General features: G+C 64.5%; 23 protein-coding genes and 1 pseudogene. 14 read left to right on the plus strand and 10 right to left on the minus strand.

The annotated features are described in order from the left end of the window. Positions 1-18: 18 nt before the first annotated feature. Together AC1TXO_RS09705 and AC1TXO_RS09710 are read right to left on the minus strand one after the other, a co-directional pair. Positions 19-1,095 (minus strand): 3-deoxy-7-phosphoheptulonate synthase, encoded by a 1,077-nt coding sequence (locus AC1TXO_RS09705; RefSeq protein WP_486406100.1) that lies wholly within the window; start codon positions 1,093-1,095, stop codon positions 19-21. Positions 1,096-1,337: 242 nt separating this feature from the next. Next, positions 1,338-1,745: pseudogene (locus AC1TXO_RS09710) on the minus strand (PilZ domain-containing protein); the annotation flags it as partial. 118 nt (positions 1,746-1,863) lie between these two features. Here AC1TXO_RS09710 and AC1TXO_RS09715 point away from each other — a divergent pair. The 3 genes from AC1TXO_RS09715 (at position 1,864) to cysB (ending at position 4,498) form a co-directional block, all read left to right on the plus strand. Further along, on the plus strand, positions 1,864-2,811 hold the full coding sequence (locus AC1TXO_RS09715) for a putative 2-dehydropantoate 2-reductase (protein ID WP_486406101.1): 948 nt from the start codon (positions 1,864-1,866) through the stop codon (positions 2,809-2,811). A gap of 87 nt (positions 2,812-2,898) precedes the next feature. Next, a complete protein-coding gene (locus tag AC1TXO_RS09720; protein WP_486406102.1) occupies positions 2,899-3,396 on the plus strand; it encodes a universal stress protein in 498 nt (165 codons plus the stop codon). Between the two features lie 127 nt (positions 3,397-3,523). After that, entirely contained in the window at positions 3,524-4,498 is a 975-nt protein-coding gene (gene cysB / locus AC1TXO_RS09725; RefSeq protein ID WP_486406103.1) for an HTH-type transcriptional regulator CysB, read from the plus strand. Between the two features lie 92 nt (positions 4,499-4,590). Here the strand turns inward: cysB and AC1TXO_RS09730 are convergent, their stop codons facing one another. The 5 genes from AC1TXO_RS09730 to rloA all read right to left on the minus strand — a co-directional run bounded on the left by AC1TXO_RS09730 (position 4,591) and on the right by rloA (position 9,935). Next, complete coding sequence (locus tag AC1TXO_RS09730; protein WP_486406104.1) at positions 4,591-5,325, minus strand: phosphoadenylyl-sulfate reductase; 735 nt, start codon at positions 5,323-5,325, stop codon at positions 4,591-4,593. Between the two features lie 98 nt (positions 5,326-5,423). Beyond that, the gene (pabB, locus tag AC1TXO_RS09735) at positions 5,424-6,767 is read right to left on the minus strand and encodes an aminodeoxychorismate synthase component I (protein WP_486406105.1); all 1,344 of its coding nucleotides are present in this window, start codon (positions 6,765-6,767) and stop codon (positions 5,424-5,426) included. 110 nt (positions 6,768-6,877) lie between these two features. Then, positions 6,878-7,858 carry an alpha-L-glutamate ligase-like protein gene (locus AC1TXO_RS09740; protein ID WP_486406106.1) on the minus strand — a complete coding sequence of 327 codons (981 nt, stop codon included), beginning with the start codon at positions 7,856-7,858 and terminating at the stop codon, positions 6,878-6,880. Further along, positions 7,858-9,393 (minus strand): osmotic stress tolerance membrane protein RloB, encoded by a 1,536-nt coding sequence (rloB, locus tag AC1TXO_RS09745; protein WP_486406107.1) that lies wholly within the window; start codon positions 9,391-9,393, stop codon positions 7,858-7,860. The genes AC1TXO_RS09740 and rloB overlap by 1 nt, the downstream gene beginning before the upstream one ends. A gap of 5 nt (positions 9,394-9,398) precedes the next feature. Continuing rightward, complete coding sequence (gene rloA, locus AC1TXO_RS09750) at positions 9,399-9,935, minus strand: retropepsin-like aspartic peptidase RloA (protein ID WP_486406108.1); 537 nt, start codon at positions 9,933-9,935, stop codon at positions 9,399-9,401. 276 nt (positions 9,936-10,211) lie between these two features. Between rloA and AC1TXO_RS09755 the strand changes: the two genes are divergently transcribed. The 5 genes from AC1TXO_RS09755 (at position 10,212) to prpF (ending at position 17,103) form a co-directional block, all read left to right on the plus strand. Continuing rightward, complete coding sequence (locus AC1TXO_RS09755) at positions 10,212-10,928, plus strand: GntR family transcriptional regulator (RefSeq protein ID WP_486406109.1); 717 nt, start codon at positions 10,212-10,214, stop codon at positions 10,926-10,928. Beyond that, positions 10,925-11,815 (plus strand): methylisocitrate lyase, encoded by an 891-nt coding sequence (gene prpB / locus AC1TXO_RS09760; RefSeq protein WP_486406110.1) that lies wholly within the window; start codon positions 10,925-10,927, stop codon positions 11,813-11,815. The genes AC1TXO_RS09755 and prpB overlap by 4 nt, the downstream gene beginning before the upstream one ends. A gap of 74 nt (positions 11,816-11,889) precedes the next feature. After that, the gene (gene prpC / locus AC1TXO_RS09765) at positions 11,890-13,017 is read left to right on the plus strand and encodes a bifunctional 2-methylcitrate synthase/citrate synthase (RefSeq protein ID WP_486406111.1); all 1,128 of its coding nucleotides are present in this window, start codon (positions 11,890-11,892) and stop codon (positions 13,015-13,017) included. Between the two features lie 161 nt (positions 13,018-13,178). Continuing rightward, positions 13,179-15,767 carry a Fe/S-dependent 2-methylisocitrate dehydratase AcnD gene (acnD, locus tag AC1TXO_RS09770; RefSeq protein ID WP_486406821.1) on the plus strand — a complete coding sequence of 863 codons (2,589 nt, stop codon included), beginning with the start codon at positions 13,179-13,181 and terminating at the stop codon, positions 15,765-15,767. 142 nt (positions 15,768-15,909) lie between these two features. Further along, positions 15,910-17,103, plus strand: a complete 1,194-nt coding sequence (prpF, locus tag AC1TXO_RS09775) for a 2-methylaconitate cis-trans isomerase PrpF (protein WP_486406112.1) — start codon at positions 15,910-15,912, stop codon at positions 17,101-17,103. Positions 17,104-17,195: 92 nt separating this feature from the next. On the opposite strand, the gene acnB is transcribed toward prpF, so the two are convergent. After that, complete coding sequence (gene acnB / locus AC1TXO_RS09780) at positions 17,196-19,805, minus strand: bifunctional aconitate hydratase 2/2-methylisocitrate dehydratase (RefSeq protein ID WP_486406822.1); 2,610 nt, start codon at positions 19,803-19,805, stop codon at positions 17,196-17,198. A gap of 407 nt (positions 19,806-20,212) precedes the next feature. On the opposite strand from acnB, the gene AC1TXO_RS09785 reads away from it, so the two are divergent. Both AC1TXO_RS09785 and AC1TXO_RS09790 read left to right on the plus strand, forming a co-directional pair. Continuing rightward, positions 20,213-20,680, plus strand: a complete 468-nt coding sequence (locus AC1TXO_RS09785; RefSeq protein WP_486406113.1) for a DUF1289 domain-containing protein — start codon at positions 20,213-20,215, stop codon at positions 20,678-20,680. 68 nt (positions 20,681-20,748) lie between these two features. Further along, complete coding sequence (locus AC1TXO_RS09790) at positions 20,749-21,501, plus strand: hypothetical protein (RefSeq protein ID WP_486406114.1); 753 nt, start codon at positions 20,749-20,751, stop codon at positions 21,499-21,501. An 11-nt stretch (positions 21,502-21,512) separates the two neighbouring features. Here AC1TXO_RS09790 and queD read toward each other — a convergent pair whose 3' ends face one another. Then, positions 21,513-21,869, minus strand: coding sequence for a 6-carboxytetrahydropterin synthase QueD (gene queD / locus AC1TXO_RS09795; protein ID WP_201210524.1), 357 nt, complete (start codon positions 21,867-21,869; stop codon positions 21,513-21,515). Between the two features lie 53 nt (positions 21,870-21,922). Next, positions 21,923-23,002, minus strand: coding sequence for a patatin-like phospholipase domain-containing protein (locus tag AC1TXO_RS09800; RefSeq protein ID WP_486406115.1), 1,080 nt, complete (start codon positions 23,000-23,002; stop codon positions 21,923-21,925). Between the two features lie 162 nt (positions 23,003-23,164). On the opposite strand from AC1TXO_RS09800, the gene AC1TXO_RS09805 reads away from it, so the two are divergent. From AC1TXO_RS09805 to AC1TXO_RS09820, 4 genes are read left to right on the plus strand one after another with little or no spacing between them, the layout of a single operon-like run. Next, positions 23,165-23,473: a PepSY domain-containing protein gene (locus tag AC1TXO_RS09805; protein WP_486406116.1), complete on the plus strand. Its 309-nt coding sequence runs from the start codon at positions 23,165-23,167 to the stop codon at positions 23,471-23,473. Then, positions 23,473-23,787: a PepSY domain-containing protein gene (locus AC1TXO_RS09810; RefSeq protein WP_486406117.1), complete on the plus strand. Its 315-nt coding sequence runs from the start codon at positions 23,473-23,475 to the stop codon at positions 23,785-23,787. The genes AC1TXO_RS09805 and AC1TXO_RS09810 overlap by 1 nt, the downstream gene beginning before the upstream one ends. After that, positions 23,788-24,459, plus strand: a complete 672-nt coding sequence (locus tag AC1TXO_RS09815) for a response regulator transcription factor (protein WP_486406118.1) — start codon at positions 23,788-23,790, stop codon at positions 24,457-24,459. After that, positions 24,456-25,775, plus strand: a complete 1,320-nt coding sequence (locus AC1TXO_RS09820) for an ATP-binding protein (protein ID WP_486406119.1) — start codon at positions 24,456-24,458, stop codon at positions 25,773-25,775. Before AC1TXO_RS09815 ends, AC1TXO_RS09820 begins: the two co-directional genes overlap by 4 nt. Positions 25,776-25,830: the final 55 nt, after the last annotated feature.

The raw sequence follows: 25,830 nt of genomic DNA on the forward strand, positions 1-25,830 counted from the left end.
TTTTCGTTGCTGTGCGTATCAGCCGCGCTGGCGCTTGGGCAGTACGTCCCTGAGCTTGGCGTGCATGCTGCGCAGGCTTTTCTCGGTGGCGGCCCAGTCGATGCAGGCGTCGGTCACCGAAACCCCGTACTGCAGGTCTTCGAGGTTTTTCGGAATGGCCTGGCAGCCCCAGTTCAGGTGGCTTTCGACCATCAGGCCGATGATCGACTGGTTGCCCTCGAGGATCTGGTTGGCGACGTTCTCCATCACCAGTGGCTGCAGGGCCGGATCCTTGTTGGAGTTGGCGTGGCTGCAGTCGACCATGATGTTGGCCTTGATCCTGGCCTTGGCCAGGTCCTGTTCGCACAGGGCAACGCTGACCGAGTCGTAGTTGGGCTTGCCGTTGCCACCGCGCAGTACCACGTGGCCGTAGGCGTTACCCTTGGTGGTGACGATCGACACGCCGCCCTCCTGGTTGATGCCCAGGAAGCGATGGGGCTTGGACACCGACTGCAGGGCATTGATCGCCACGGTCAGGCCGCCGTCGGTACCGTTCTTGAAGCCGACTGCCGAAGACAGGCCCGAGGCCATTTCGCGGTGGGTCTGGGATTCGGTGGTGCGTGCGCCGATGGCCGACCAGCTGATCAGGTCCTGCAGGTACTGCGGGGAGATCGGGTCGAGGGCCTCGGTGGCGGTGGGCAGGCCTTTTTCCGCGAGGTCCAGCAGCAGTTGGCGGCCGATGTGCAGGCCGTCCTGGATCTTGAACGAGTCGTCCAGGTACGGATCATTGATCAGGCCCTTCCAGCCTACGGTGGTACGCGGCTTCTCGAAGTACACGCGCATGACCAGGTAGAGGGTGTCGGAGACTTCTTCGGCCAGCACCTTGAGGCGCTCGGCGTACTCGTGGGCGGCCTTGATGTCGTGGATGGAACAGGGGCCGATCACGACGAACAGGCGATGGTCCTTGCCGTCGAGAATGTTGCGCACCACTTCGCGGCCGGCAGTCACGGTCTGCAGGGCCTTGGCGCTGAGGGGAATCTCTTTCTTCAGCTGATCGGGGGTGATCAGGGTCTCGTTGGAGGCAACGTTGAGGTCATCGATCGGTAAATCAGCCATCGTGTTACTCGTCAGGTCACGGGTGCCGGCCGCCAGCAAACCCCGTGCGGCCCAGCAGCAGATTGTTCGCAGGGGGAGCCGAACCTTAGCGCGTTACACCGGGCGCGACAATGGGCAGGGCCGCGTCAGCGCTGAAAAGCTGCCCTGGGCGTGCGCGCCTTGCCCTGCAGGCCGATGGTCAGGCAGGGGTCGCGCAGCATGCCGGGGAGCGGGCAGGGCAAGCCGCTGTCTTCGCCCAGCAACGCGGCCTGGGAAAACTCGGCGCCGTGCAGGGTGATCCACTGCCGGGCCAACTGCTGCGCCTGCTCACCCTGCAGGTCGCTCTGCTGGTGAAGCTGGCAGTAGTGATGGATGTGGCACACCTGTTCACCCATGCGGGCACCGAACAGGGCCTGGTCGTCGGTGAACGCCACGCCGATCCGGTAGCCGTCGTCCAGAGGCTGGCACCAGGCGACATAGCCGGGGTAGCGGGCCTGCGCACCGAGCGAGGGCATCAGCACGTCCACTGCGGTTCCGCGACGATAGGCGCGCGGATGGTTGCAAGCGATGCCGCCAAGCCCCAGGGTATGCAGGCGGCGAAACAGGCTGGGAGACGGGCGCAGGTTGAGTTCGACCGGGATCCCGTCGGGGTGAGGCAGAAATCCGCACATGCTCGACTCCGTGTCGATTATTTGACCTTCTTCGCCTGAGTATAGTGAAGGATCGCAAACCGGCTGATTCGCTGTTAAAAAACCGGACAGACAGTCATCGCTTCGACAGGAGAGCGGTATGGATCCTCGCAACACACGCATCGGTATCATCGGCAGCGGTGCGATTGGTGGTTTCTACGGGCTGATGCTGGCGCGCGCCGGCTTCGATGTGCACTTTCTGCTGCGCGGCGACTATGCCGTGGTGCAGGAGCACGGCCTGACCCTAGACAGCGCCGTGCATGGCTCGCAGCACATGAAGGTGCAGGCCTACGCCTCGGCCAGCGACATGCCGCCGTGCGACTGGTTGCTGATCGGCACCAAGGCCACCGGCAACGCCGAACTTGCCCCGCTCATCGTCCAGGCCGCCGCGCCCGGCGCGCGGGTGGTGTTGCTGCAGAACGGCCTGGGCGTCGAGGAGCAGCTGCGCCCTGCGCTGCGTGACGACATGCACTTGCTCGGCGGGCTGTGCTTCATCTGCGTGAACCGCCAGGCGCCCGGGGTGATCCGCCACCAGGCGCTCGGTGCGGTCAACCTGGGGTATCACAGCGGCCCGACCGATGACTGCGGTGCGGCCATCGTCGCCGAGGGCGCCGGGTTGTTCCACGCCGCAGGCGTGGACTCGCAAGCGATGGACAACCTTGGCCAGGCGCGCTGGCAGAAGCTGGTCTGGAACGTGCCTTACAACGGCTTGTCGGTGCTGTTGCAGGCCAGCACCACACCGCTGATGGCCGACCCGGACAGCCGCGAGCTGATTCGCGGGCTGATGGCCGAGGTGGTGGAGGGCGCGCGTGCCTGTGGGCATGAGCTGCCGGAGGGCTATGCCGAACATCTGTTGCGCATCACCGAGCAGATGCCCGACTACTGTCCGAGCATGTACCACGACCATGCGCATCGGAGGCCGCTCGAATTGCAGGCGATCTATGGCGAACCGCTGGCACAGGCCCGTGAGGCCGGTTGCCGGTTGCCGAAGATCGAGGCGCTGTACCAGGCGCTGTCGTTCATCGACCGGCACAATCGCGTGCAGTGATACGGTCTGCGCCAGACGGCGAAGCGGCGCTGCAAGGCGCTGCTAAGCTGTAGCTTGCTCTGCCCCCGCGGCAGTCGAGGAGGCCGAATGATCCGTTCCATGCTGTACGCCACCGATCTCGGCGTCTACGCGCCCTTCGTCATGCAGCACGCCCTGGCCCTGGCGCGCACCTTCAATGCCGAGCTGTATGTCATCCACGCCGTCGAACCCATGGGTCAGTTCGCCGAATCGCTGCTGCAGAGCTACCTCGACGAACAGACCCTCGACCGCTTGCACTCCCAGGGGGTCAATACGGTGATGGCCAACATCGAGCAGCAGGTACTGGAAAACTTTCGCGACGAACTGGGCGAGGAGGCCGACCTGGCGGTGATCAAGGCCGTGCGCGTGCGCCAGGGCGATCCGGCGCAGGTGATCCTCGAACAGGCCCAGCGCCTTGCCGTCGACCTGCTGATTTTCGGCAGCCATGCCGAAGGGGCGGGGGTCGACGTGCCGATTGGGCGCACGGCGGTGCGGTTGCTGCAGCTATCGCCGGTGCCGGTGTACATGGTGCCGTTGGCGCAGCATTTAGGGCGTAGGAAAGGCTGAACCTGGCAGTAGGTCTTTTCCCTGATGCGTAACAAAATAGTTCTAGATTTATTTCTCTAACCACTAATATAGTTATAAATCGTCGCTGCCAGCAGCCGGTGACCTACCGCTGATTTGAGGGAAACCTATGAAGCTTCAACAACTGCGCTATATCTGGGAAGTAGCGCACCATGACCTCAACGTCTCCGCGACTGCGCAGAGCCTGTACACCTCCCAGCCGGGGATCAGCAAGCAGATCCGCCTTCTGGAAGACGAACTGGGCGTCGAGGTTTTCGCCCGCAGCGGCAAGCACCTGACCCGCGTCACCCCGGCCGGCGAGCGCATCATCACCACTGCAGGCGAGATCCTGCGCAAGGTCGAGAGCATCAAGCAGATCGCCCAGGAATTCTCCAACGAGAAGAAGGGCACGCTGTCCATCGCCACCACCCACACCCAGGCCCGCTATGCGCTGCCGCCGGTGATCAGCAACTTCATCAAGCAGTACCCGGAAGTGTCCCTGCACATGCACCAGGGCTCGCCGATGCAGATCGCCGAGATGGCCGCCGATGGCACCGTCGACTTCGCCATCGCCACCGAGGCGCTGGAGCTGTTCGGCGACCTGATCATGATGCCGTGCTACAAGTGGAATCGCTGCGTGGTGGTGCCCCAGGGCCATCCGCTGACCAAGCTGCCGAAGCTGACCCTGGAAGCGGTCGCCGAATACCCGATCGTGACCTACGTGTTCGGCTTCACCGGCCGCTCCAAGCTCGATGAGGCCTTCAACCATCGTGGCCTGACCCCGAAAGTGGTCTTCACTGCCGCAGACGCCGACGTGATCAAGACCTATGTGCGCCTGGGTCTGGGCGTGGGCATCGTCGCGAAGATGGCGGTCGATACCAGGCTCGACAGTGACCTGGTGTGTCTGGATGCGAGCGAGCTGTTCGAAGCCAGCATCACCAAGATCGGCTTCCGCCGCGGTACCTTCCTGCGCGGCTTCATGTGCGACTTCATCGAGAAGTTCGCCCCGCACCTGACCCGCGAAGTGATGGCCAAGGCCATTCAGTGCCACAACAAGCAGGAGCTCGAAGAGCTGTTCGAAGGGGTTGAGTTGCCCGTGCACTGAGTTGGCATGAAACAGGGGCCGCGTTGCGGCCCATCGCGGGGCGAGCCCGCGCCTGCAGGTCTTGTGTGGGCGCGGGCTTGCCCCGTTTGTTTTCAGGCCTTGCTGATCAGGTTGCCAGCGTGCAGCCCGCATTCCTTCTGCGTCGACTCTTCCCACCACCAGCGCCCCTCGCGCTCGTGCTGGTTCGGCAGCACCGGGCGGGTGCAGGGCTCGCAACCGATGCTGATGAAGCCGCGCTCGTGCAGGCTGTTGTACGGCAGTTCGAGCATGCGGATATAACCCCAGACTTCGGCGCTGGTCATCTGCGCCAGGGGGTTGAACTTGTACAGGGTGCGCTCGGGGGTGGAGAACGCCGAGTCGATTTCCAGGGCCGCGACCTGGCTGCGCGTGCCGGGGCTCTGGTCACGGCGCTGGCCAGTGGCCCAGGCGCTGACGGTGGCCAGTTTGCGGCGCAGCGGCTCGATCTTGCGGATCCCGCAGCACTCGCCGTGGCCGTCCTTGTAGAAGCTGAACAGACCCTTGTCCTTGACGAACGGGTCGAGCTTGGCGCGATCCGGGCTGAGGATCTCGATCGGCAGCTTGTACTGTTCGCGAACCTGATCGATGAAGCGGTAGGTTTCCGGGTGCAGGCGGCCGGTGTCGAGGCTGAACACCTTGACCTGCTTGTTCAGCTTCCAGGCCATGTCCACCAGCACCACGTCCTCGGCACCACTGAAGGAAATCCACAGGTCGTCGCCGAAGTGTTCGAAGGCGAGCTTGAGAATGTCCTGCGGGGACTTGCTGGCATAGGTCGCGGCCAGGGCGGCGACGTCGAAGGGTTGGCTCATCAGGCGGTTTCCATCGTGTGTATGGCGCTGTGCGCTCGTAGTGGGTCGATGGTAACAAAAAATGGCAGGGTAGACGGGCTGCAAGCAGGGTTCACCGGCTACAAACCCTGCAAGGTTTCCATCAGCACCCGCACCTTGGCGATCGATTCCTCGTATTCGGCTTCCCACTGCGAGTCGGCCACCACCGCGCCGCCGCCCCAGCAACTGACCTGACCGTCCTTGACCAGCAGGCTGCGGATGGCGATGGAGCTGTCCATCTCGCCGCGCACGTCGAGGTACAGCAGCGAGCCGCAATACAGGGCGCGGCGGGTCGGTTCCAGCTCGTCGATGATCTGCATGGCGCGGATCTTCGGGGCGCCGGTGATCGAGCCTCCGGGAAAGCTGCCGGCGACCAGGTCCAGCGCATCCTTGCCGCGGGCCAGGAGACCGGTGACGCTGCTGACCAGGTGGTGCACGTTCGGATAGCTCTCCAGGCTGAACAGCTCCGGCACCTTCACCGAGCCGGTCTCGCAGCTGCGGCCCAGGTCGTTGCGCAGCAGGTCGACGATCATCAGGTTCTCTGAGCGGTCCTTCGTGCTGGCCTGCAGTTCGGCGGCATTGCGCGCATCCTCGGCCGGGTCGGCAGCGCGCGGGCGGGTGCCCTTGATCGGGCGGGTTTCCACGCGGCCCTGGCTGACATGAACGAAGCGCTCGGGCGAGAAGCTCAGCAGCGCGCTGCCATCGGCCAGTTGCTGGAACCCGGAGAAGGGTGTCGGACAGGCCGCGCGCAGGGCCTGGTAGGCTCGCCACGGATCGCCCTGGCACGGCGCGCGGAAGCGCTGGGTGAGGTTGATCTGGTAGCAGTCGCCGGCCTGGATATAGCTTTGCACCCGGTCGAACGCGCTGCGGTACTGCTCGGGCGCCAGGTCGCCGCGCATTGGCGCAAGCAAGCGGAAATCGTGGCGGCAGGGCGCGTGCTCGGCTTCGAACAGCTGGATCAGGCGCTGGCGCTCGGCTGGCGCCAGGGCGGGGTGGAACACCAACTGGGAGGTGCGCAACTGATGATCGGTGATCGCAGCCCAGGCATACAGGCCCAGCTGTGCATCGGGCAGTTTCAGGTCATCGACAGCCAGTTGCGCCAATTGCTCAAGGCGTCGGCCGAAGTCGTAGCTCAGGTAGCCGATCAGGCCGCCGGCGAAGGGCAGCTCGCTACCCTCGGGCAGCGCGGCGTCGCCCAGGTCGGCCAGCGCCAGGCGCAGACGCTGCAGATAGCCTTCACCGCTTTCGCCGTCCTGCGCCTGCAATTGCTGCAATGGCCAGGCGCTGAACAGGTCGAAGCGCCCGCGTTCGGCAACCGGTCGGGCGCTGTCGAGCAGGATGGCGCCGGGGGCCTGGCGCAGGCGGTCGAAATAGTGCGCAGGGTCGGGCTGGTAGGGCAGGGCGTGCAGCGTACAGGTCGGCATCGGAATGGACGGCGATGAAAATCAAGGACGGCGATTGTAGGCCGCTGTAGGAAAAGTGCCTAGCACCAGTTGGAGCAGGCCGCCCCTGCAAGGTGCGGCCTGTGTTGCAATCACTGCTGGACGACGTGGCCGAACAGGCTTTGGGTGACGCGCACGCGGGTTTCGGCATCTTCGCTGATGCCGTCCTTGGCCAGTGCCTCGATGTGCGCTTCGATGGCATGGGTGCGCTGGGTCAGCCCGCAGTCGTTGGCGATCTGGATGTTCAGGCCGGGGCGGGCGTTGAGCTCCAGGATCAGCGGGCCCTTGTCCTGGTCCAGGACCATGTCCACGCCGATGTAGCCCAGCCCGCACAGCTCGTAGCAACTGGCGGCCAGCTTCATGAAGCCGTCCCAGTTCGGCAGTTGCACGCCGTCCACCGCGTTGGTGGTGTCCGGGTGCTTGCTGATGATGCGGTTGAGCCAGGTACCGCGCAGGGTGACGCCGGTGGCGAGGTCCACGCCGACGCCGATCGCGCCCTGGTGCAGGTTGGCCTTGCCGCCGGATTGGCGGGTCGGCAGGCGCAGCATGGCCATTACCGGGTAGCCCATCAGCACGATGATGCGGATGTCGGGCACGCCTTCGTAGCTGATGCTCTTGAAGATCTGGTCCGGGGTGACGCGGTACTCGATCAGCGCGCGGTCGCGATGCCCGCCGAGCGAATACAGGCCGGTGAGGATGCTCGAGACCTGGTGCTCGATTTCCTCATGGCTGATGATCTTGCCCGAGACGGTGCGGTAGCGGTCCTCGAAGCGGTCGGCGACCACCAGGATGCCGTCGCCGCCGGCGCCCTGGGCCGGCTTGATGACGAAGTCGCTGCGCCCGCCGATGATCTCGTCGAGTTTCTCGATCTCTTTCTCGGTCTCGATGATGCCGTACATCTCCGGCACATGGATGCCGGCGGCCAGCGCGCGCTCCTTGGTGATGATCTTGTCGTCGACGATCGGGTACAGGTGGCGCTTGTTGTACTTCAGGACGTAGTCCGCGTTACGCCGGTTGATACCCATGATGCCCCGGGCCTCCAGGGCTTTCCACGTCTTGATCAGTCCGAACATCAGGCGTCAGCCTTCTTCAGGAATGCCTTGAAGCGCACGAGCTCGGTCAGGCGGTAGCCGCGGTAGCGACCCATCGCCAGCATGAAGCCCACCAGGATCAGCAGCACGGCCGGGAAGGTGAAGACGAAGTACACCGCTTCAGGCACGGTCATCAGCAGGTGCGCCAGCGAGGCAGCGAACAGGGTGCCGACGGCGACTTTCATCGCATGGCCACCGCCACGTTCTTCCCAGGTGATCGACAGGCGCTCGATGGTCATGGTCAGGATCACCATCGGGAACAGCGCCACCGACAGCCCGCGCTCGAGCCCAAGCTTGTGGCTGAACAGGCTGATCGCGGCGATCAGCACCACCACGAAGGTCAGTACCACCGACAGGCGCGGCAGCATCTGCAGCTTCAGGTGCTCGAGGTAGGAACGCAGCGACAGGCCCAGCGCGGTGATCACCGTGAACAGGATGATGCCGAAGCCCAGCTGCGTCTCGCGGAAGGCCAGGGCGATCAGCACCGGGGTGAAGGTGCCGAGGGTCTGGATGCCGATCAGGTTGCGCAGCACCAGGATGACCAGCACCCCGATCGGGATCATGACCATGATCATGAAGGTCTGCTGGGTCTGCAGCGGCAGGCTGTACAGCGAGTATTCGAGGAAGTCGGCGTCGGTGTTCTCGTCGGTCAGCTTGGCCAGGCGGATGGCGTTCATCTCGCTGTTGTTCATGCTGAAGGTGACGGTGGCCTTCTTGCCGCCATCGACGGTGATCAGGTTGTCGTCGCCGGTCCACCACAGCAGGCGGTCGTTGGGCAGGCCCTGTTCGCCGGTTTCGGGGTTGAAGTACAGCCAGTCGTTACCGTTGAAGCTGCGCAGCCACAGTTCGGGATTTTGCGGGGTGTCGGCCACCAGGCGAATGGTGTGGACCTTTTCCATCGGCACGTGGGCGATCGACAGCAGCAGGTCGATGACCTGGGCTTTCTTCATCGGCGAGTTGTCGCCGGCCAGCAGCAGCTTGGCGTTGTCGTCGTTGGCGTTGTTGACGCGCTTGATGGTTTCGCTGACGAAGGTCTCGACGTCGGCCGAATGCTGGCGGATAGGTGCCATCAGGGCTTCGGCGGCGATCTTCTCGGGGCCTTCGACGGCCAGGCTGTCGCGGAAGGTCGGGCCCTTGATCTTGGCTTTTTCGGTGCTGTAGCGCTTGGTCAGGACCAGGCGGTAGTACAGGGTCTGGTTGCCGCTGGCGCGACGCGCCGACCAGGTCACCTTGCGGTTGCCGTCGGCGCGGTTGACGCTGACGCCGTAGTTGTTGGAGATGAAGCTCTCGTTCAGGCTCACGTAGTCGCGGTTCAGCGGCGGCACGAACATCTGGATCTTCACCGGGTCCTTGGGACTGGCGACGAACTCGACCTTGGCGTCGATGTTCCACAGGTCGTCGGTCTCGTCTTCGGTCACCGGGATGCCGAGGATGAAGATCTGGTAGCAGGTGACCGTCACGCCCAGCAGCACCAGGACGGTGATCAGGACTTTCAGGTGCAGGGTAAGAGAGCGCATCGGAATTACTCTACTTTGGGAGCTTCGGTGGCACAGGCAGGTTTGCCGGCCGCGTATTTGAGGCTGGGGTCGACCAGCGCGTCGAAGTGCTTGAGCGCCTCGGAACCGATCAGCAGCGGGAACTGGAAGGCGCTGCGGTCGGTGAGGTTGACTTCGATGGTGCGCAGGGCCTGGCCCATGCAGATGTCCAGTTCGATCACCGGGCGGGCGGTGTAGGCCTTGCCTTCGTCCGGGTCGTAGTCGCCGGCGCGTCGCTTGATCTTGCTGACGCGAGCCAGCGGGCGTTCGATGGGGTGCTGGTGGGCGGCGTCGATGGCCAGGTAGAAGCGCACCCAGCTTTCGCCGTTGCGCTTGAACCGCTTGATGTCGCGGGCACTGAGCGAGGCGGTCTTGGCGCCGGTGTCGAGCTTGGCCGCCACCTCCAGGTCAAGATCGCCCAGGCGGGCGTATTCGTTCAGGCCGTACACGGTCTTTTCGGCCGCATGGCCAAACGCCGGCAGCAAGGCGAGGCTGAACAACAGTGAAGAAAACGTGGGTTTCATAGTCCTGGCGCGGTGCTGTCTGTGTTCGGGGCAGGGCGCAAGCGCCTCGTTCATCTGTCAACAGCATGAAATGATGACAGGCACACTATCCGTAATCCTTGGGAAGCGCGGCATTCTATCACGCCGACGTCTTGACGCCAGCGCGCTGCGATCTGACCGCAACCCGGTGGGGTAAGTTCGTTATTAGACAATTGTCGACAATATTGTTTTTGTCTTTGACTATTCGCCTCTGCTTGGCTAGTTTTGGCGCTATCCATTTACGAGGTGTCGACAATCATGCTGGAAGCCTCTCAGGCCCTCGCACCGGTTGCAGATGAATCCGAAACCCTTTCAGAGAATGTCTTCCGGCGCATCCAGGCGGCCATCGTCAAGGGTGATATCGCCCCGGGCAGCAAGATTTCCGAACCTGAGCTGGCGCGTACCTACGGCATCAGCCGCGGGCCGCTGCGCGAGGCGATCCATCGGCTGGAGGGCCAGCGCCTGCTGGTGCGCGTGCCGCATGTCGGGGCACGGGTGGTGTCGCTGAACCATGCAGAGCTGATCGAGTTGTACGAAATCCGCGAGTCGCTCGAAGGCATGGCCTGCAGGCTGGCTGCCGAGCGCATGAGCCTGGCCCAGATCGACGAACTGCGCCAGGTGCTCGACACCCACGAGCGCGATGCCGCGTTTCAGGCCGGGCTGGGCTACTACCAGCAGGAAGGCGATTTCGACTTTCACTACCGGATCATCCAGGGCAGCGGCAACCAGACCCTGGTCAAGATGCTCTGCGGCGAGCTGTACCAGCTGGTGCGCATGTACCGCATCCAGTTCTCGGCCACGCCCAACCGACCACGCCAGGCCTTCGCCGAACACCACCGCATTCTCGATGCCATCGCCGACCGTGACGGTGAGCTGGCCGAACTCCTGATGCGCCGTCATATCGGGGCATCCAAGCGCAATATCGAGCGTCACTACCAGGACGCCCACAACAATAGCCCACGAGGTGAGTCATGACTGTGAAGAGCACCCCCGGACAGCGTTTTCGCGACGCCGTTGCCGCCGAACATCCGCTGCAAGTGGTCGGCGCCATCAACGCCAACCATGCGCTGCTGGCCAAGCGCGCCGGCTTCAAGGCCATCTACCTGTCCGGTGGTGGCGTGGCTGCCGGCTCCCTGGGCCTGCCGGACCTGGGCATCAGCGGGCTGGACGATGTGCTGACCGACGTGCGCCGGATCACCGACGTGTGCGACCTGCCGTTGCTGGTGGATGTCGACACCGGTTTCGGCGCCTCGGCGTTCAACGTGGCTCGTACCGTGCGTTCGATGTGCAAGTTCGGCGCCGCGGCGATCCACATCGAGGACCAGGTCGGCGCCAAGCGCTGCGGTCACCGGCCGAACAAGGAGATCGTCTCGCAGCAGGAGATGGTCGACCGCATCAAGGCGGCAGTCGATGCCCGCACCGACGACAGCTTCGTGATCATGGCGCGTACCGACGCGCTGGCGGTGGAGGGGCTGAACGCAGCCCTCGACCGCGCCGCCGCGTGCATCGAAGCCGGCGCCGACATGATCTTCCCCGAAGCCATCACCGAATTGCAGATGTACAAGACCTTCGCCGACCGGGTGAAGGCACCGATCCTGGCCAACATCACCGAGTTCGGTGCCACGCCGCTGTACACCACCGAAGAGCTGGCCTCGGTCGACGTGTCGCTGGTGCTGTACCCGCTGTCGGCGTTCCGCGCCATGAACAAGGCGGCCGAGAACGTGTACACCGCGCTGCGCCGTGACGGCACGCAGAAGAACGTCATCGACACCATGCAGACTCGCATGGAGCTCTACGATGCCATTGGTTATCACGCCTTCGAGCAGAGCCTCGATGCGTTGTTTGCGCAGAAGAAGGGGTAGGCCATTCCAGCGGTGCCGGCCCCAGCAGATTAGCCAGAACGACTTCATAACAAATTCAAGAAAGGAGAAACACCATGGCCGAAGCAAAAGTACTCAGTGGCGCCGGCCTGCGTGGCCAGGTGGCCGGGCAGACCGCGCTGTCGACCGTCGGCCAGGCCGGCGCCGGCCTGACCTACCGCGGCTACGACGTGCGTGACCTGGCCGCCGCTGCCGAGTTCGAGGAAGTCGCCTACCTGCTGCTCTACGGCGAGCTGCCGAGCAAGGCCGAGCTTGCCGACTACAAGCACAAGCTCAAGGGCCTGCGCGACCTGCCACAAGCGCTCAAGGAAGTGCTCGAACGCATCCCGCGTGATGCGCACCCGATGGACGTTATGCGCACCGGCTGCTCGGTACTCGGCACCCTGGAACCGGAGCTGACCTTCGAAGCCCAGCGCGACAAGACCGATCGCCTGCTGGCGCTGTTCCCGGCGGTGATGTGCTACTGGTACCGCTTCACCCATCACGGCGTGCGCATCGACTGCTCCAGCGACGAAGACACCCTCGGTGGCCACTTCCTGCACCTGCTGCACGGCAAGAAGCCGAGCGAGCTGCATGTGAAGGTGATGAACGTCTCGCTGATTCTCTACGCCGAGCACGAATTCAACGCCTCGACCTTCACTGCGCGGGTCTGCGCCTCGACCCTGTCGGACCTGTACTCGTGCGTTACCGCCGCCATCGGCTCGCTGCGCGGGCCGCTGCACGGCGGTGCCAACGAGGCGGCGATGGAGCTGATCGAGCGCTTCCAGAGCCCGCAGGAAGCCAGTGCCGAGCTGCTGCGCATGCTCGAGCGCAAGGACAAGATCATGGGCTTCGGCCATGCGATCTACAAGGAGTCCGACCCGCGCAACGAGGTGATCAAGGGCTGGTCGAAGCAACTGGCCGACGAAGTGGGCGACACTGTGCTGTATCCGGTGTCCGAAGCCATCGACAAGACCATGTGGGAGCAGAAGCGCCTGTTCCCCAACGCCGACTTCTACCACGCCTCGGCGTACCACTTCATGGGCATCCCGACCAAGCTGTTCACCCCGATCTTCGTCTGCTCGCGCCTGACCGGCTGGGCCGCGCACGTGTTCGAGCAGCGCGCCAACAACCGCATCATCCGCCCGAGCGCCGAGTACACCGGCGTCGAGCAGCGCCAGTTCGTGCCGATCGAGCAGCGCTGAATGAAATAGAGAGAGGCAACCCGTTTCCCTGTGGGAGCGGGCTTGCCCGCGAATGCGTTCGTGCGGGTAACCGCTTCGCACCTGCTGACGCATTCGCGGGCAAGCCCGCTCCCACAGGGGCGGTGAAACCTTCCCAATCCTGTGAGCGAGCCTGACTCATGATGAACACCGCATACCGCAAGAACCTGCCAGGCACTGCCCTGGACTATTTCGACACCCGTGCGGCCGTCGAGGCGATCAAGCCCGGCGCCTACGACGGGCTGCCCTATACCTCCCGCGTGCTGGCCGAAAACCTGGTGCGCCGCTGCGACCCTGCAACCCTCGATGCCTCGCTGGCGCAGCTGATCGAGCGCAAGCGCGACCTCGACTTCCCCTGGTTCCCGGCGCGCGTGGTGTGCCATGACATCCTCGGCCAGACCGCCCTGGTCGACCTGGCCGGCCTGCGCGATGCCATCGCAGACAAGGGTGGCGATCCGGCCCAGGTCAATCCAGTGGTGCCGGTGCAGTTGATCGTCGACCACTCGCTGGCCGTGGAGTGTGGCGGTTTCGATCCGCAGGCGTTCGAGAAGAACCGTGCCATCGAAGACCGTCGCAACGAAGACCGTTTCCACTTCATCAACTGGACCAAGCAGGCGTTCAAGAACGTCGACGTGATCCAGCCGGGCAACGGCATCATGCACCAGATCAACCTGGAGAAAATGTCGCCGGTGATCCACGCCGACCATGGCGTGGCCTACCCGGACACCTGCGTCGGCACCGACAGCCACACCCCGCACGTCGACGCCCTGGGCGTGATCGCCATCGGCGTGGGAGGCCTGGAGGCCGAGAACGTCATGCTCGGTCGGGCTTCGTGGATGCGTTTGCCGGAAATCGTCGGAGTCGAGCTGACGGGTCGCCTGGCACCGAACATCACCGCCACCGACCTGGTGCTGGCCCTGACCGAGTTCCTGCGCAAGCAGAAAGTGGTCGGTGCCTACCTCGAATTCCATGGCCAAGGCGCCCGTGCGCTGACCCTCGGCGACCGCGCGACCATCTCCAACATGGCCCCGGAATACGGCGCCACTGCGGCGATGTTCGCCATCGACCAGCAGACCATCGATTACCTGCGCCTGACCGGTCGCGACGATCAACAGGTACAACTGGTCGAGACCTACGCCAAGGTCGCCGGCCTGTGGGCCGACAGCCTGGTCAAGGCCGAATACGAGCGTACGCTGACCTTCGACCTGTCGAGCGTGGTGCGCAACATGGCCGGGCCTTCCAACCCGCACGCCCGCGTGGCGACCAGCGACCTGGCGGCCAAGGGGATTGCCGGGGCCTGGGAAGAAGTGCCGGGGCAGATGCCCGACGGTGCGGTGATCATTGCTGCCATCACCAGTTGCACCAACACCAGCAACCCGCGCAACGTGATCGCCGCCGGCCTGCTGGCGCGCAATGCCAACCGGCTCGGCCTGATGCGCAAACCCTGGGTCAAGTCCTCGCTGGCGCCCGGCTCCAAGGCGGTGCAGTTGTACCTCAAGGAAGCGGGCCTGGAGCAGGAACTCGAGCACCTGGGCTTCGGTATCGTCGCCTTCGCCTGCACCACCTGCAACGGCATGTCCGGCGCACTGGACCCGGTGATCCAGCAGGAGATCATCGACCGCGACCTGTACGCCACCGCCGTGCTGTCGGGCAACCGCAACTTCGACGGGCGTATCCATCCCTACGCCAAACAGGCGTTCCTGGCCTCGCCGCCGCTGGTGGTGGCCTACGCCATCGCCGGAACCATCCGCTTCGATATCGAGAAGGATGTGCTGGGCGTGGTCGATGGCAAGGAGATCCGTCTGAAGGATATCTGGCCGAGCGACGAGGAGATCGACGCGGTGGTGCGTGCCTCGGTCAAGCCCGAGCAGTTCCGCCAGGTCTACATCCCGATGTTCACCATCGAGGAAGACAAGGGGCCGAAGGTCGCGCCGCTGTACGAATGGCGCCCGATGAGCACCTATATTCGTCGCCCCCCTTACTGGGAAGGCGCCCTGGCCGGTGAGCGCACCCTGCGCGGCATGCGCCCGTTGGCGGTACTGCCGGACAACATCACCACCGACCACCTGTCGCCATCGAACGCCATCATGCTCGACAGCGCTGCCGGCGAGTACCTGGCGAAGATGGGCCTGCCGGAGGAGGACTTCAACTCCTACGCTACCCATCGCGGCGATCACCTCACCGCCCAGCGCGCCACCTTCGCCAACCCCAAGCTGTTCAACGAGATGGTGCGCAAGGAAGACGGCAGCGTGAAGCAGGGTTCGCTGGCGCGCATCGAGCCGGAAGGCAAGGTGACGCGCATGTGGGAAGCGATCGAGACCTACATGCAGCGCAAGCAGCCGCTGATCATCGTCGCCGGGGCCGACTACGGCCAGGGCTCGTCGCGGGATTGGGCGGCCAAGGGCGTGCGCCTTGCCGGTGTCGAGGCGATCGTCGCCGAGGGTTTCGAGCGTATCCACCGCACCAACCTGATCGGCATGGGTGTGCTGCCGCTGGAGTTCCACCCGGGCACCACGCGGGTGACCCTGGGCCTGGACGGCAGCGAGACCTACGACGTGGTCGGTGCGCGCACGCCGCGGGCGACCTTGACGCTGGTGGTGAACCGTCGCAACGGTGAACGTCTGGAGGTGCCGGTGACCTGTCGCCTGGATACCGCTGAAGAAGTGTCGATCTACGAGGCGGGCGGAGTGCTGCAGCGCTTTGCCCAGGACTTCCTCGAAGCGACGGCCTGATGACCTGAACCCCGCCTTTAGCCTGTAGGAGCGGGCTTGCCCCGCGATGGCGTCAGCAGGAGCGACATCGCTGTCTGTTCTGGCACTATCGCGGGGCAAGCCCGCTCCCACAGGGGCGTCGGCCTTGAAGGATAAATACCCCATGGCATCTGTAGCGCAAGTGAAAATCCCCGCCACCTACATCCGCGGTGGCACCAGCAAAGGCGTGTTCTTCCGCCTGCAAGACCTGCCCGAGCGTGCCCAGGTGCCAGGCCCTGCACGCGATGCCCTGCTGTTGCGGGTGATCGGCAGCCCCGACCCCTACGCCAAGCAGATCGACGGCATGGGCGGTGCAACGTCCAGCACCAGCAAGACGGTGATCCTGTCGTCGAGCAGCAAGGCCGACCATGACGTCGACTACCTGTTCGGCCAGGTCGCCATCGACAAGGCCTTCGTCGACTGGAGCGGCAACTGCGGCAACCTGTCGGCGGCCGTTGGCTCGTTCGCCATCGCCAGCGGGCTGGTGGACCCGGCGCGCGTTCCGCGCAATGGCATGGCGACCGTGCGCATCTGGCAGGCCAATATCGGCAAGACCATCATCGCCCATGTGCCGATCAGCGAAGGCGAGGTGCAGGAAACCGGCGACTTCGAGCTCGATGGGGTGACCTTCCCGGCAGCCGAGGTGCAGCTGGAGTTCCTCGATCCTGCAGCGGATGAAGACGGTGATGGCGGCGGGGCGATGTTTCCTACCGGCAACCTGGTTGACGACCTCGAGGTGCCGGGTGTCGGCACGTTCAAGGCGACCCTGATCAATGCCGGCATCCCGACCATCTTCGTCAATGCAGCCGACATCGGCTACACCGGTACCGAACTCCAGGACGCGATCAACAGCGATGCCGCCGCATTGGCGCGTTTCGAGACCATTCGCGCCCATGGCGCCGTCCGTATGGGGCTGATCGAGCACATCGACCAGGCCGCTGGTCGCCAGCATACGCCGAAGGTCGCCTTCGTCGCTCCCGCGACCTCGTACACCGCGTCCAGCGGCAAGGCCGTGGCGGCCAGCGATATCGACCTGGTAGTGCGGGCGTTGTCGATGGGCAAGTTGCACCACGCCATGATGGGCACCGCAGCGGTGGCCATTGGTACGGCAGCGGCAATTCCCGGGACGCTGGTCAACCTGGCCGCAGGTGGTGGTGAGCGTAGCGCGGTGCGTTTCGGGCATCCGTCCGGCACCCTGCGTGTGGGCGCCGAGGCGCAGCAGGCGGGTGGGCAGTGGAGCGTGACCAAGGCCATCATGAGCCGCAGCGCGCGGGTATTGATGGAAGGGTGGGTGCGGGTGCCTGGCGACAGCTTCTAGACCCAAACCTGCTGCTGCACGCAGACCCTTTCGGAAATGAAAAAGCCCCGGTATTTCTACCGGGGCTTTTCATTTACAACCGACTGCTCGACTTACGCTTGGACCACAGGGATCTTGGCGTTGGCCGCTGCTTCGCGGAACTCGGCGATCTGGTCGAAGCTCAGGTAGCGGTAGACGTCGGCAGCCATGCTGTCGATATCCTTGGCGTACTGCAGGTACTCTTCGACGGTCGGCAGCTTGCCGAGGATCGACGCGACTGCAGCCAGCTCCGCCGACGCCAGGTAGACGTTGGTGGCATCGCCCAGGCGGTTCGGGAAGTTGCGGGTCGAGGTGGAGACCACGGTCGAACCGGTCTGCACACGTGCCTGGTTACCCATGCACAGCGAGCAGCCTGGCATTTCCATGCGCGCGCCGGCCTTGCCGTAGATGCCGTAGTAGCCTTCCTCGGTCAGCTGGTGGGCGTCCATCTTGGTTGGAGGTGCCAGCCACAGACGGGTTGGGATGCCACCCTTGACCTTGTCCAGCAGCTTGCCAGCTGCGCGGAAGTGGCCGATGTTGGTCATGCACGAACCGATGAACACTTCGTCGATCTTCTCGCCTTGTACCTGCGACAGCAGGCGGGCGTCGTCCGGGTCGTTCGGCGCGCAGAGCACAGGCTCCTTGACGTCGGCCAGGTCGATTTCGATGATCTCGGCGTATTCGGCGTCGGCGTCGGCCGACAGCAGCTCGGGGTTGGCCAGCCAGGCTTCCATGGCTTGCGCACGGCGCTCCATGGTACGGGCGTCGCCGTAGCCTTCGCTGATCATCCAGCGCAGCAGGGTGATGTTCGACTGCAGGTATTCGGCGATGGCCTTTTCCGGCAGCTTGATGGTGCAACCGGCAGCCGAACGCTCGGCCGAGGCGTCGGACAGCTCGAACGCCTGCTCGACGGTCAGCTCGTCCAGGCCTTCGATTTCCAGGATGCGGCCGGAGAAGGCGTTCTTCTTGCCCTTCTTCTCGACGGTCAGCAGGCCCTTCTGGATGGCGTAGTAAGGGATGGCGTGGACCAGGTCACGCAGGGTGATGCCTGGCTGCAGCTTGCCCTTGAAGCGCACCAGTACCGACTCCGGCATGTCCAGCGGCATGACGCCGGTGGCTGCGGCGAAGGCGACCAGGCCGGAACCGGCCGGGAACGAGATGCCGATCGGGAAGCGGGTGTGCGAGTCGCCGCCGGTGCCGACGGTATCAGGCAGCAGCATGCGGTTCAGCCAGCTGTGGATGATGCCGTCGCCTGGACGCAGGGACACGCCGCCACGGGTGCGGATGAAATCCGGCAGGGTGTGGTGGGTGGTGACGTCGATCGGTTTCGGGTAGGCGGCGGTGTGGCAGAACGACTGCATGACCAGGTCGGCGGAGAAGCCCAGGCACGCCAGGTCCTTCAGCTCGTCGCGGGTCATCGGGCCGGTGGTGTCCTGGGAGCCGACGGTGGTCATCTTCGGTTCGCAGTAGGCGCCCGGGCGCACGCCCTGGCCTTCCGGCAGGCCGCAGGCACGACCGACCATCTTCTGCGCCAGGGTGAAGCCCTTGCCGGTGTCGGCAGGCTGCTCCGGCTTCTTGAACAGGTCAGAAGCACCCAGGCCCAGTTCGGCGCGGGCCTTTTCGGTCAGGCCACGGCCAACGATCAGCGGGATACGGCCGCCTGCGCGGACTTCGTCCAGCAGCACTTCGGTTTTCAGGGCGAAGGTAGTGACCAGCTCGCCGCTGTCGTGACGCTTGACTTCACCCTTGAACGGGTAGACGTCGATGACATCGCCCATGGCCAGGTTGGTGCAGTCGAATTCGATCGGCAGGGCGCCGGCGTCTTCCATGGTGTTGTAGAAGATCGGGGCGATCTTGGTGCCGAAGCAGAAACCACCGGCGCGCTTGTTCGGCACGTACGGGATGTCGTCGCCGAAGAACCACAGCACCGAGTTGGTCGCGGATTTGCGCGAGGAGCCGGTACCGACCACGTCACCGACGTAGGCGACCGGGAAGCCCTTGGCCTTGACCGCTTCGATCTGCGCCAGCGGGCCGACCGAGCCAGGCTGCGAAGGCTCGATGCCATCGCGGGCCATCTTCAGCATGGCCAGGGCGTGCAGCGGGATGTCGGGGCGCGACCAGGCGTCCGGGGCAGGGGACAGGTCGTCGGTGTTGGTTTCGCCCGGCACCTTGAACACGGTCAGGGTGTACTTCTCGGCGATGGCCGGACGCGAGGTGAACCACTCGCCGGCAGCCCAGGATTCCAGCACGGCCTTGGCGTGCACGTTGCCGGCCTTGGCTTTTTCAGCCACGTCGTGGAAGGCGTCGAACATCAGCAGGGTGTGCTTGAGTTGCTCGCCCGCGACGGCGCCCAGTTCGGCGTCGTCCAGCAGCGCGACCAGCGTCTCGATGTTGTAGCCGCCCTGCATGGTGCCCAGCAGCTCGGTGGCGTGCTTGCGGTCGATCAGCGGCGACTTGGTTTCGCCCTTGGCAACGGCGGAGAGGAAAGCGGCCTTGACGTAGGCAGCTTCGTCGACCCCTGGCGGAACGCGGTTGGTGATCAGGTCTACGAGGAAGGCTTCTTCGCCGGCCGGCGGGTTTTTCAGCAGCTCGACCAGGCCTGCAGTTTGTTCGGCGTTCAGCGGCTGGGGCACGATACCCAGGGCGGCACGCTCTTCGATGTGTTTGCGGTAGGCTTCAAGCACAGTTATTACCCTCATCAGTGGTCCCTAAAGGGAGTCCGGGACGCTCATCCAGCATTCCCTGCACCCATGCGCGGATCACGGCTTTTTGAGCCGTCCAGCCAGGGTCGCAGAGAATCCTTACAGAAGCTGCTTTCAAAGTTTTACGCCTGTAGAACGGAGCGTTGATGAGGGGTTGGCGCGGGCCATGCGGGGAGCATGGCCTTGGCCAACACCGTTCTACCGGATGAACTGTGCTCGTGACGCTTTGAAAACAGCTTCCAACGGACATTGTTGCCTTGAAAAGGCCGAATGATTCTACGGCAAAAAAACACGGAAGGTAAGTTGCCGACGATGACTTTAACGAGTGACCGCGGTTAGACAAAGGGCTAACATGAAGCCGTGTTCCACCGCCAAGCCGTTGTTTTTCCATGTCCAGCCAGTCCATCAAGACCCCTTGCGTCGGCCTTTGCTCAACTGTCTACGGTGATACCGTCTGCCGTGGCTGCAAGCGCTTTCACCATGAAGTGATCAACTGGAACGGCTATGACGACGAACAGAAGCGGGCGGTCTGGCTGCGCCTGGAGCAGTTGCTGGTGCAGGTGATGATGGCCAAGCTGGAAGTGTTCGACAAAGACCTGCTGCGCCAGCAACTGGAGCAGCGCTCGATCCGCTTCGTGCCGCACCAGTCCGAGTACTGCTGGGCCTATCAGTTGATCGCCCGCGGCGCCCGCATGATCCGCGATCTGGACGCCTACGGCATGGCCTTGCTGCCGGAGTTTCGCGAGTGGGAACTGCCACAGTTGCGTGATGCCATCGACCGCGAGTTCTTCCTGCTTTCCGAGGCCCACTACCAGCGCTACATCGCGCCTGCCTTCCTGCAGCAGACGCTGGGGTAAGGCTTCAGGCTGCCGCACCGCGCCCAGCCTGCCTAGCGTTGACGCTCCCTCACTTCAAGGAGCGCCGCATGGCCAGTCTCGAGTTTCAACCCCTGCTGAGTTTCAACGCGCGTTGCCAATGGCAGCTTCATGACCGCCCCATCACCGCCGGCCAATGGAAAGAGGACAGTGACATGTTCCGGCCGTTCTGGGTCGAGTTCGATGACTGGAATGGAGACGACGGCTGGCTGATCACCAGTTGGGACTACGGCGAGGAGATGATCCAGTCGTTTCTGCTCGAAGGCTGGTTCGGCAACGACGCACACAAACGCTATGTGAGTGACTGCTTCTGGTTTGGAGTCTACCGCCATGCCGACGGCTATGTGTACGAGATCCGTCCTGCCTACGAAGGGCGCAACGAGCATGCCTGGCCCAAGCTCGACTACTGGCTCGACGTCAGTCGCAACGGCTACCTGGGGTTCTACAGCGCCAGCTCGCCAGCGGGCGTGAACGTGAACGAGCCGGCCAGGGTGCAGATCAATGACCCTGCCGGGACTTCGTTCGTGCCGCCCATCGACCCACCGATCCAGTTGAGCACTCCGCTATACACCCTTACGTCTGCCCAGCGAACGCCCCTGTGGCATATTCCGGGCCTGAACCCCACCGCATTGCGTGAGAACGATGTATGGCCGAACCTGACGCTCTACAGCCCGAAGGGACGCCAGGTCAGGCGGCAGGTGGAGAATGTCGCTTATCTCAATGACTGGATCGGCCAGCGCGGCGGCTTCACGCTGGTGGTCAGCCAGCCGGGCGTGCCGCCTCATCGCAAGCCACAGGTCTGACGGCCGGCGGTTCAGTCGCCGGTGTATTCGCAGCCGCTGGTGCAGGTTTCGTGGATGCGCACTTTCGATAGCTCCGGCAGCAGCGGCTTGACCTGCTCCCAGATCCACTTGGCGATGACTTCGCTGGTAGGGTTTTCCAGGCCGGGGATGTCGTTCAGGTAGTTGTGGTCGAGGCGATCGTAGATCGGCTTGAAGATCGCCTTGACCTCGGCGAAGTCGCGGATCCAGCCAGTGTGCGGATCCAGCGGGCCGGTCAGGTGCAGGCCGACCTTGAACGAATGGCCGTGCAGACGCCCGCATTTGTGGCCCTCGGGGACGTGTGGCAGGCGGTGGGCGGACTCGAAGGTGAACTCTTTGAAAATTTCCACGCTGGCAGAACTCTGTATGAATCGATAATGCGCGCAGTCTACCAGCATGCTTGCTACAAGGCTTGCAGGCGTTCATGCAGCCGCCCGGTGGCGACCAGTTCGAGCAGCTCGTCGCCCAGGCGCTGGCTTTCGGCGATTGCCTTGTACCAGTAGCGCTTGCGCGTCGCAGCATCGCCCATGAACCGCTTGAAATCACCGCGATCGGGTAGCTTGCCATAGGGCAGGGCGGCCAGGTAATGCGGCGAGGGCGTCATCAGCAACACGTTCTGCAGGCGCGTGGCATCGCCGCGGCGCCAGGGCAGGGCCTTGTCGAACCAGCCGGGCACCACCTTGTCGGTGAAGTGCGGGTAGAGCACCAGGTCGTCACCCTGGTAGGGCAGGTCGAGGTGGTAGTCCAGCAGCCCGCCGTCACGGTAGGTGCCGCTGCCGACACCGGGGATGTCGCGCACGCCCTCCATCACCATGGGGATGGAACCGGAGGCGAGCAGGGCCTGGCGCAGGTTGTCCAGGTCCAGTGGCAGGCAGCGCGAGGGAAAGTCGGTCAGTGCGTCCAGCGGTGGCGCACTGCGGCCATCGTGCAGGATGATGCGCTCGAAGTGACGGGCCAGGCGCGGTCGCCCCAGCAGGTTGCTGGCAATCACCGACGACAGGCCCATGCCCAGTCGCCCGCGGTGGTCGTGGGCGAGCTGGCCATGGCTCTTGACGACCAGGATGTTCAGCCGATAGTGCGCATTGCCGAGGATCTGCCGGTCGCGGCCTTGCAGCAGGTCGTCGAGCATGCGCTGGCAACTCTGGCTGATCTGCGCGGGGGTGACGCCCTTGGCGAAATCCTGTTCGGTGTACAGCTCGCCCAGGCGGCGCAGGCCGGCCACCGGGTCGTCGAGGCAGGCGCTGGCGAAGCGCCAGGAGCCGATCGAGGCGCCGATCAGCGCGCGCTGACGCGGCGCCGAGGGCAGCAACTCGCCGAACAGCGCCAGGTCCAGCCCCTGGATCCCCAGGGGCTTGGGCCCTCCGGCCGCGCCGGGCAGCACCCCGACATCGATGGCCCGCAGACCTCGTTCACGGATCTGCGCCAGGGCGCGTCGGCCGGCCTTGAAGGTCAGGGCGGGGTACTTGATGTGGATGGCGCTCATGGCAGTCTCTTGGCGGGCTGGCGTGCAGGCATGGCGAATTCGGCAGGCGCGCAGGGCCTGTGAACGGCGCTATCATGTCGCCAGCTGTTTTCAGGTTGAGTTAAGGACGCGTGGTTAATCTTAACCCCGTAGACAACATACGCATCCCGATGGAGAAAGCCGATGAAAACTTTGACTGCCCTGTTCACCGCCGCCGCCCTGACCTTCGGCGCCAATGCCGCCTTCGCCAAGGACGTGCAGCCCGATGAAGTGGTCAAGCTGGTCAATGCCAAGACCATCAAGTCGCTCGATGAACTCAAGGCCGCTGCCGTGGCCAAACATCCGGGCTCGACCGTGACCGACTCGGAACTCGAGGACGAATACGGCCGTTATGTGTACAAGGTCGAGCTGCGTGACGCCCAGAACGTCGAGTGGGACGTGGCCCTGGACGCCAAGACCGGTGAAGTGCTGAAGGACGAACGAGACAACTGATGAACACCCTGCCGCGAGCGGTGCCCTACCTGGCACTGGCACTGTGGGTCGCCTGCTCGCCGGCGACCGCCCGTGACCTGGACCAGGACGAAGCCCTGGAACTGCGTCAGAAGGGCATCATCCTCCCGCTCGAGCAACTGCTGGACGCTGCCCTGGGGCGATACCCCGGGGCGCGCCTGCTCGAGGCCGAACTCGAGGAGAAACACGACCGCTACGAGTACGAGGTCGAGTTGCTGACCCCGGCCGGGGTGGTGCGCGAAATCAAGTACGACGCCCGCACCGGTGCGTTGATCAAGGATGAGGAAGACGACTGAATGCGCCTGCTGCTTGTCGAGGACAACGTGCCCCTGGCCGACGAGTTGATCGCCAGCTTGCAACGCCAGGGCTATGCCGTGGACTGGCTGGCCGACGGCCGTGATGCGGTGTATCAAGGGCAGAGCGAGCCTTATGACCTGATCATCCTCGACCTCGGCCTGCCCGGTGTGCCGGGGCTGGAGGTGCTCGCGCAGTGGCGCGCCGCCGCACTGGCGATCCCGGTGCTCATCCTCACCGCGCGCGGGTCGTGGGCCGAGCGGATCGAAGGCCTGAAGGCCGGTGCCGACGACTACCTGACCAAACCCTTCCACCCCGAAGAACTGCAGCTGCGCATCCAGGCCCTGCTGCGCCGTGCCCGTGGCCTGGCCAACCTGCCGCGCCTGGAGGCCGCCGGGCTGCACCTGGACGAAGGCCGCCAATGCGTCACCCGCGATGGCGCAGACGTGCAGCTGACCGCTGCCGAGTTTCGCCTGCTGCGCTACTTCATGTTGCATCCACAGCAGGTCCTGTCCAAGAGCCACCTGGCCGAGCACCTCTACGACGGTGAAACCGAGCGTGACTCCAACGTGCTCGAAGTCCATGTCAATCACCTGCGGCGCAAGCTGGGGCGCAGCGTGATCGAGACCCGCCGCGGCCAGGGTTACGTCTATGCCGGGAGCAGCAACGGGTGAAGTCGATCCAGGCGCGCCTGAGCCTTGGCCTGGTGGCCGTGCTGGTGGTGGTCGGCGTGGTGGTGGCGCAGGTGACCCTGTGGCTGTTCGAAGCCGGGCTGCAGCGTTACCTGGAAGCCGGCCTGCGCAAGGAGAGCGAGAACCTGCTGGTGGCGCTGGTGCGCGGCCCCAACGGCCTGCAGCTGGACGAGCGGCGCGTGTCGGCTGCCTATCAGCGGCCGTTCTCGGGGTATTACTTTCGCATCGACTTCGACCAGGGCACCTGGCGCTCCCGCTCGCTGTGGGACCTGGACATGCCCAAGCCTGAGCGCCCGGGCCTGGACGACGGTCATGAACTGGGCCCGGAGGGTCAGCAACTGCTGGCCTATCGCGGCGACTATCGTCGCCTGGGCCGGGACATCTCGATCAGCGTCGCCCAGGACTACTCACCGGTGCGCCAGGGCTTTCGGCGCCTGCAGCAGATCGGCGTGGGCATGGGTGTGCTGGCGCTGGTGCTGATCCTGGTCCTGCAGCGCATCACCGTGACCCGCTCGTTGCGCCCGCTGGAGCGGGCCCGTCGGCAGATCGCCCAGCTGCAACAGGGCCAGCGCTCGCAACTGGACGCCGAAGTGCCCAGCGAGCTGCAGCCATTGGTCGATCAGGTCAACCACCTGCTGGCCCACACCGAAGACAGCCTGCGTCGTTCGCGCAATGCACTGGGCAACCTGGGGCATGCGCTGAAGACACCCTTGGCGGTGCTCCTGAGCCTGGCCGCCAGCGAGCGTTTGCGTCCGCTGCCTGAAGTGCAGGCGCAGATGCGCGAGCAACTGGAGCAGATTCAGCAGCGCCTGGCCCGTGAGCTGAACCGCGCACGCCTGGCAGGCGATGCCTTGCCGGGTGCCCAGTTCGACTGCGACGCGGAGCTCCCCGGGCTGCTTTCGACGCTGGGAATGATCCATGGCCAGGGGCTGCTGCTCGAACACGATGTGCCGCCCGGCCTGCTGCTGCCTTGGGACCGCGAGGACCTGCTGGAGCTGCTGGGCAACCTGCTGGACAACGCCTGCAAATGGGCTGACGGCGAAGTACGGTTGAACATCGCCGCCACCGACCAGGGCTATCGGCTGTGGGTCGACGACGATGGTCCGGGGATTCCGGACGAGGCGCGCGAGCAGGTGCTCGAGCGCGGTTCGCGCCTTGACGAACAGGTGGACGGCCATGGTCTCGGGCTGGGCATCGTGCGCGACATCGTCGAGGCCTGGGGCGGGCGCATCGCTCTGCTGGAGAGCCCCCTGGGCGGGCTGCGGGTGAGTATCGAGTTGCCGCGCAAGGGGCGTTGATCCAGCAAAAAAAATGCAGTTCAGGTGCACTTTTTTGAGTTGGCCCCAAAACGGT

The organism is Pseudomonas sp. FA117, from assembly GCF_057370475.1.

Coding starts and splice junctions, on each gene's coding strand:
- AC1TXO_RS09705 (WP_486406100.1), bottom strand. CDS start 1,095: ATGGCTGATTTACCGATCGATGACCTCAACGTTGCCTCCAACGAGACC.
- AC1TXO_RS09715 (WP_486406101.1), top strand. CDS start 1,864: ATGGATCCTCGCAACACACGCATCGGTATCATCGGCAGCGGTGCGATT.
- AC1TXO_RS09720 (WP_486406102.1), top strand. CDS start 2,899: ATGATCCGTTCCATGCTGTACGCCACCGATCTCGGCGTCTACGCGCCC.
- cysB (WP_486406103.1), top strand. CDS start 3,524: ATGAAGCTTCAACAACTGCGCTATATCTGGGAAGTAGCGCACCATGAC.
- AC1TXO_RS09730 (WP_486406104.1), bottom strand. CDS start 5,325: ATGAGCCAACCCTTCGACGTCGCCGCCCTGGCCGCGACCTATGCCAGC.
- pabB (WP_486406105.1), bottom strand. CDS start 6,767: ATGCCGACCTGTACGCTGCACGCCCTGCCCTACCAGCCCGACCCTGCG.
- AC1TXO_RS09740 (WP_486406106.1), bottom strand. CDS start 7,858: ATGTTCGGACTGATCAAGACGTGGAAAGCCCTGGAGGCCCGGGGCATC.
- rloB (WP_486406107.1), bottom strand. CDS start 9,393: ATGCGCTCTCTTACCCTGCACCTGAAAGTCCTGATCACCGTCCTGGTG.
- rloA (WP_486406108.1), bottom strand. CDS start 9,935: ATGAAACCCACGTTTTCTTCACTGTTGTTCAGCCTCGCCTTGCTGCCG.
- AC1TXO_RS09755 (WP_486406109.1), top strand. CDS start 10,212: ATGCTGGAAGCCTCTCAGGCCCTCGCACCGGTTGCAGATGAATCCGAA.
- prpB (WP_486406110.1), top strand. CDS start 10,925: ATGACTGTGAAGAGCACCCCCGGACAGCGTTTTCGCGACGCCGTTGCC.
- prpC (WP_486406111.1), top strand. CDS start 11,890: ATGGCCGAAGCAAAAGTACTCAGTGGCGCCGGCCTGCGTGGCCAGGTG.
- acnD (WP_486406821.1), top strand. CDS start 13,179: ATGAACACCGCATACCGCAAGAACCTGCCAGGCACTGCCCTGGACTAT.
- prpF (WP_486406112.1), top strand. CDS start 15,910: ATGGCATCTGTAGCGCAAGTGAAAATCCCCGCCACCTACATCCGCGGT.
- AC1TXO_RS09785 (WP_486406113.1), top strand. CDS start 20,213: ATGTCCAGCCAGTCCATCAAGACCCCTTGCGTCGGCCTTTGCTCAACT.
- AC1TXO_RS09790 (WP_486406114.1), top strand. CDS start 20,749: ATGGCCAGTCTCGAGTTTCAACCCCTGCTGAGTTTCAACGCGCGTTGC.
- AC1TXO_RS09800 (WP_486406115.1), bottom strand. CDS start 23,002: ATGAGCGCCATCCACATCAAGTACCCCGCCCTGACCTTCAAGGCCGGC.
- AC1TXO_RS09805 (WP_486406116.1), top strand. CDS start 23,165: ATGAAAACTTTGACTGCCCTGTTCACCGCCGCCGCCCTGACCTTCGGC.
- AC1TXO_RS09810 (WP_486406117.1), top strand. CDS start 23,473: ATGAACACCCTGCCGCGAGCGGTGCCCTACCTGGCACTGGCACTGTGG.
- AC1TXO_RS09815 (WP_486406118.1), top strand. CDS start 23,788: ATGCGCCTGCTGCTTGTCGAGGACAACGTGCCCCTGGCCGACGAGTTG.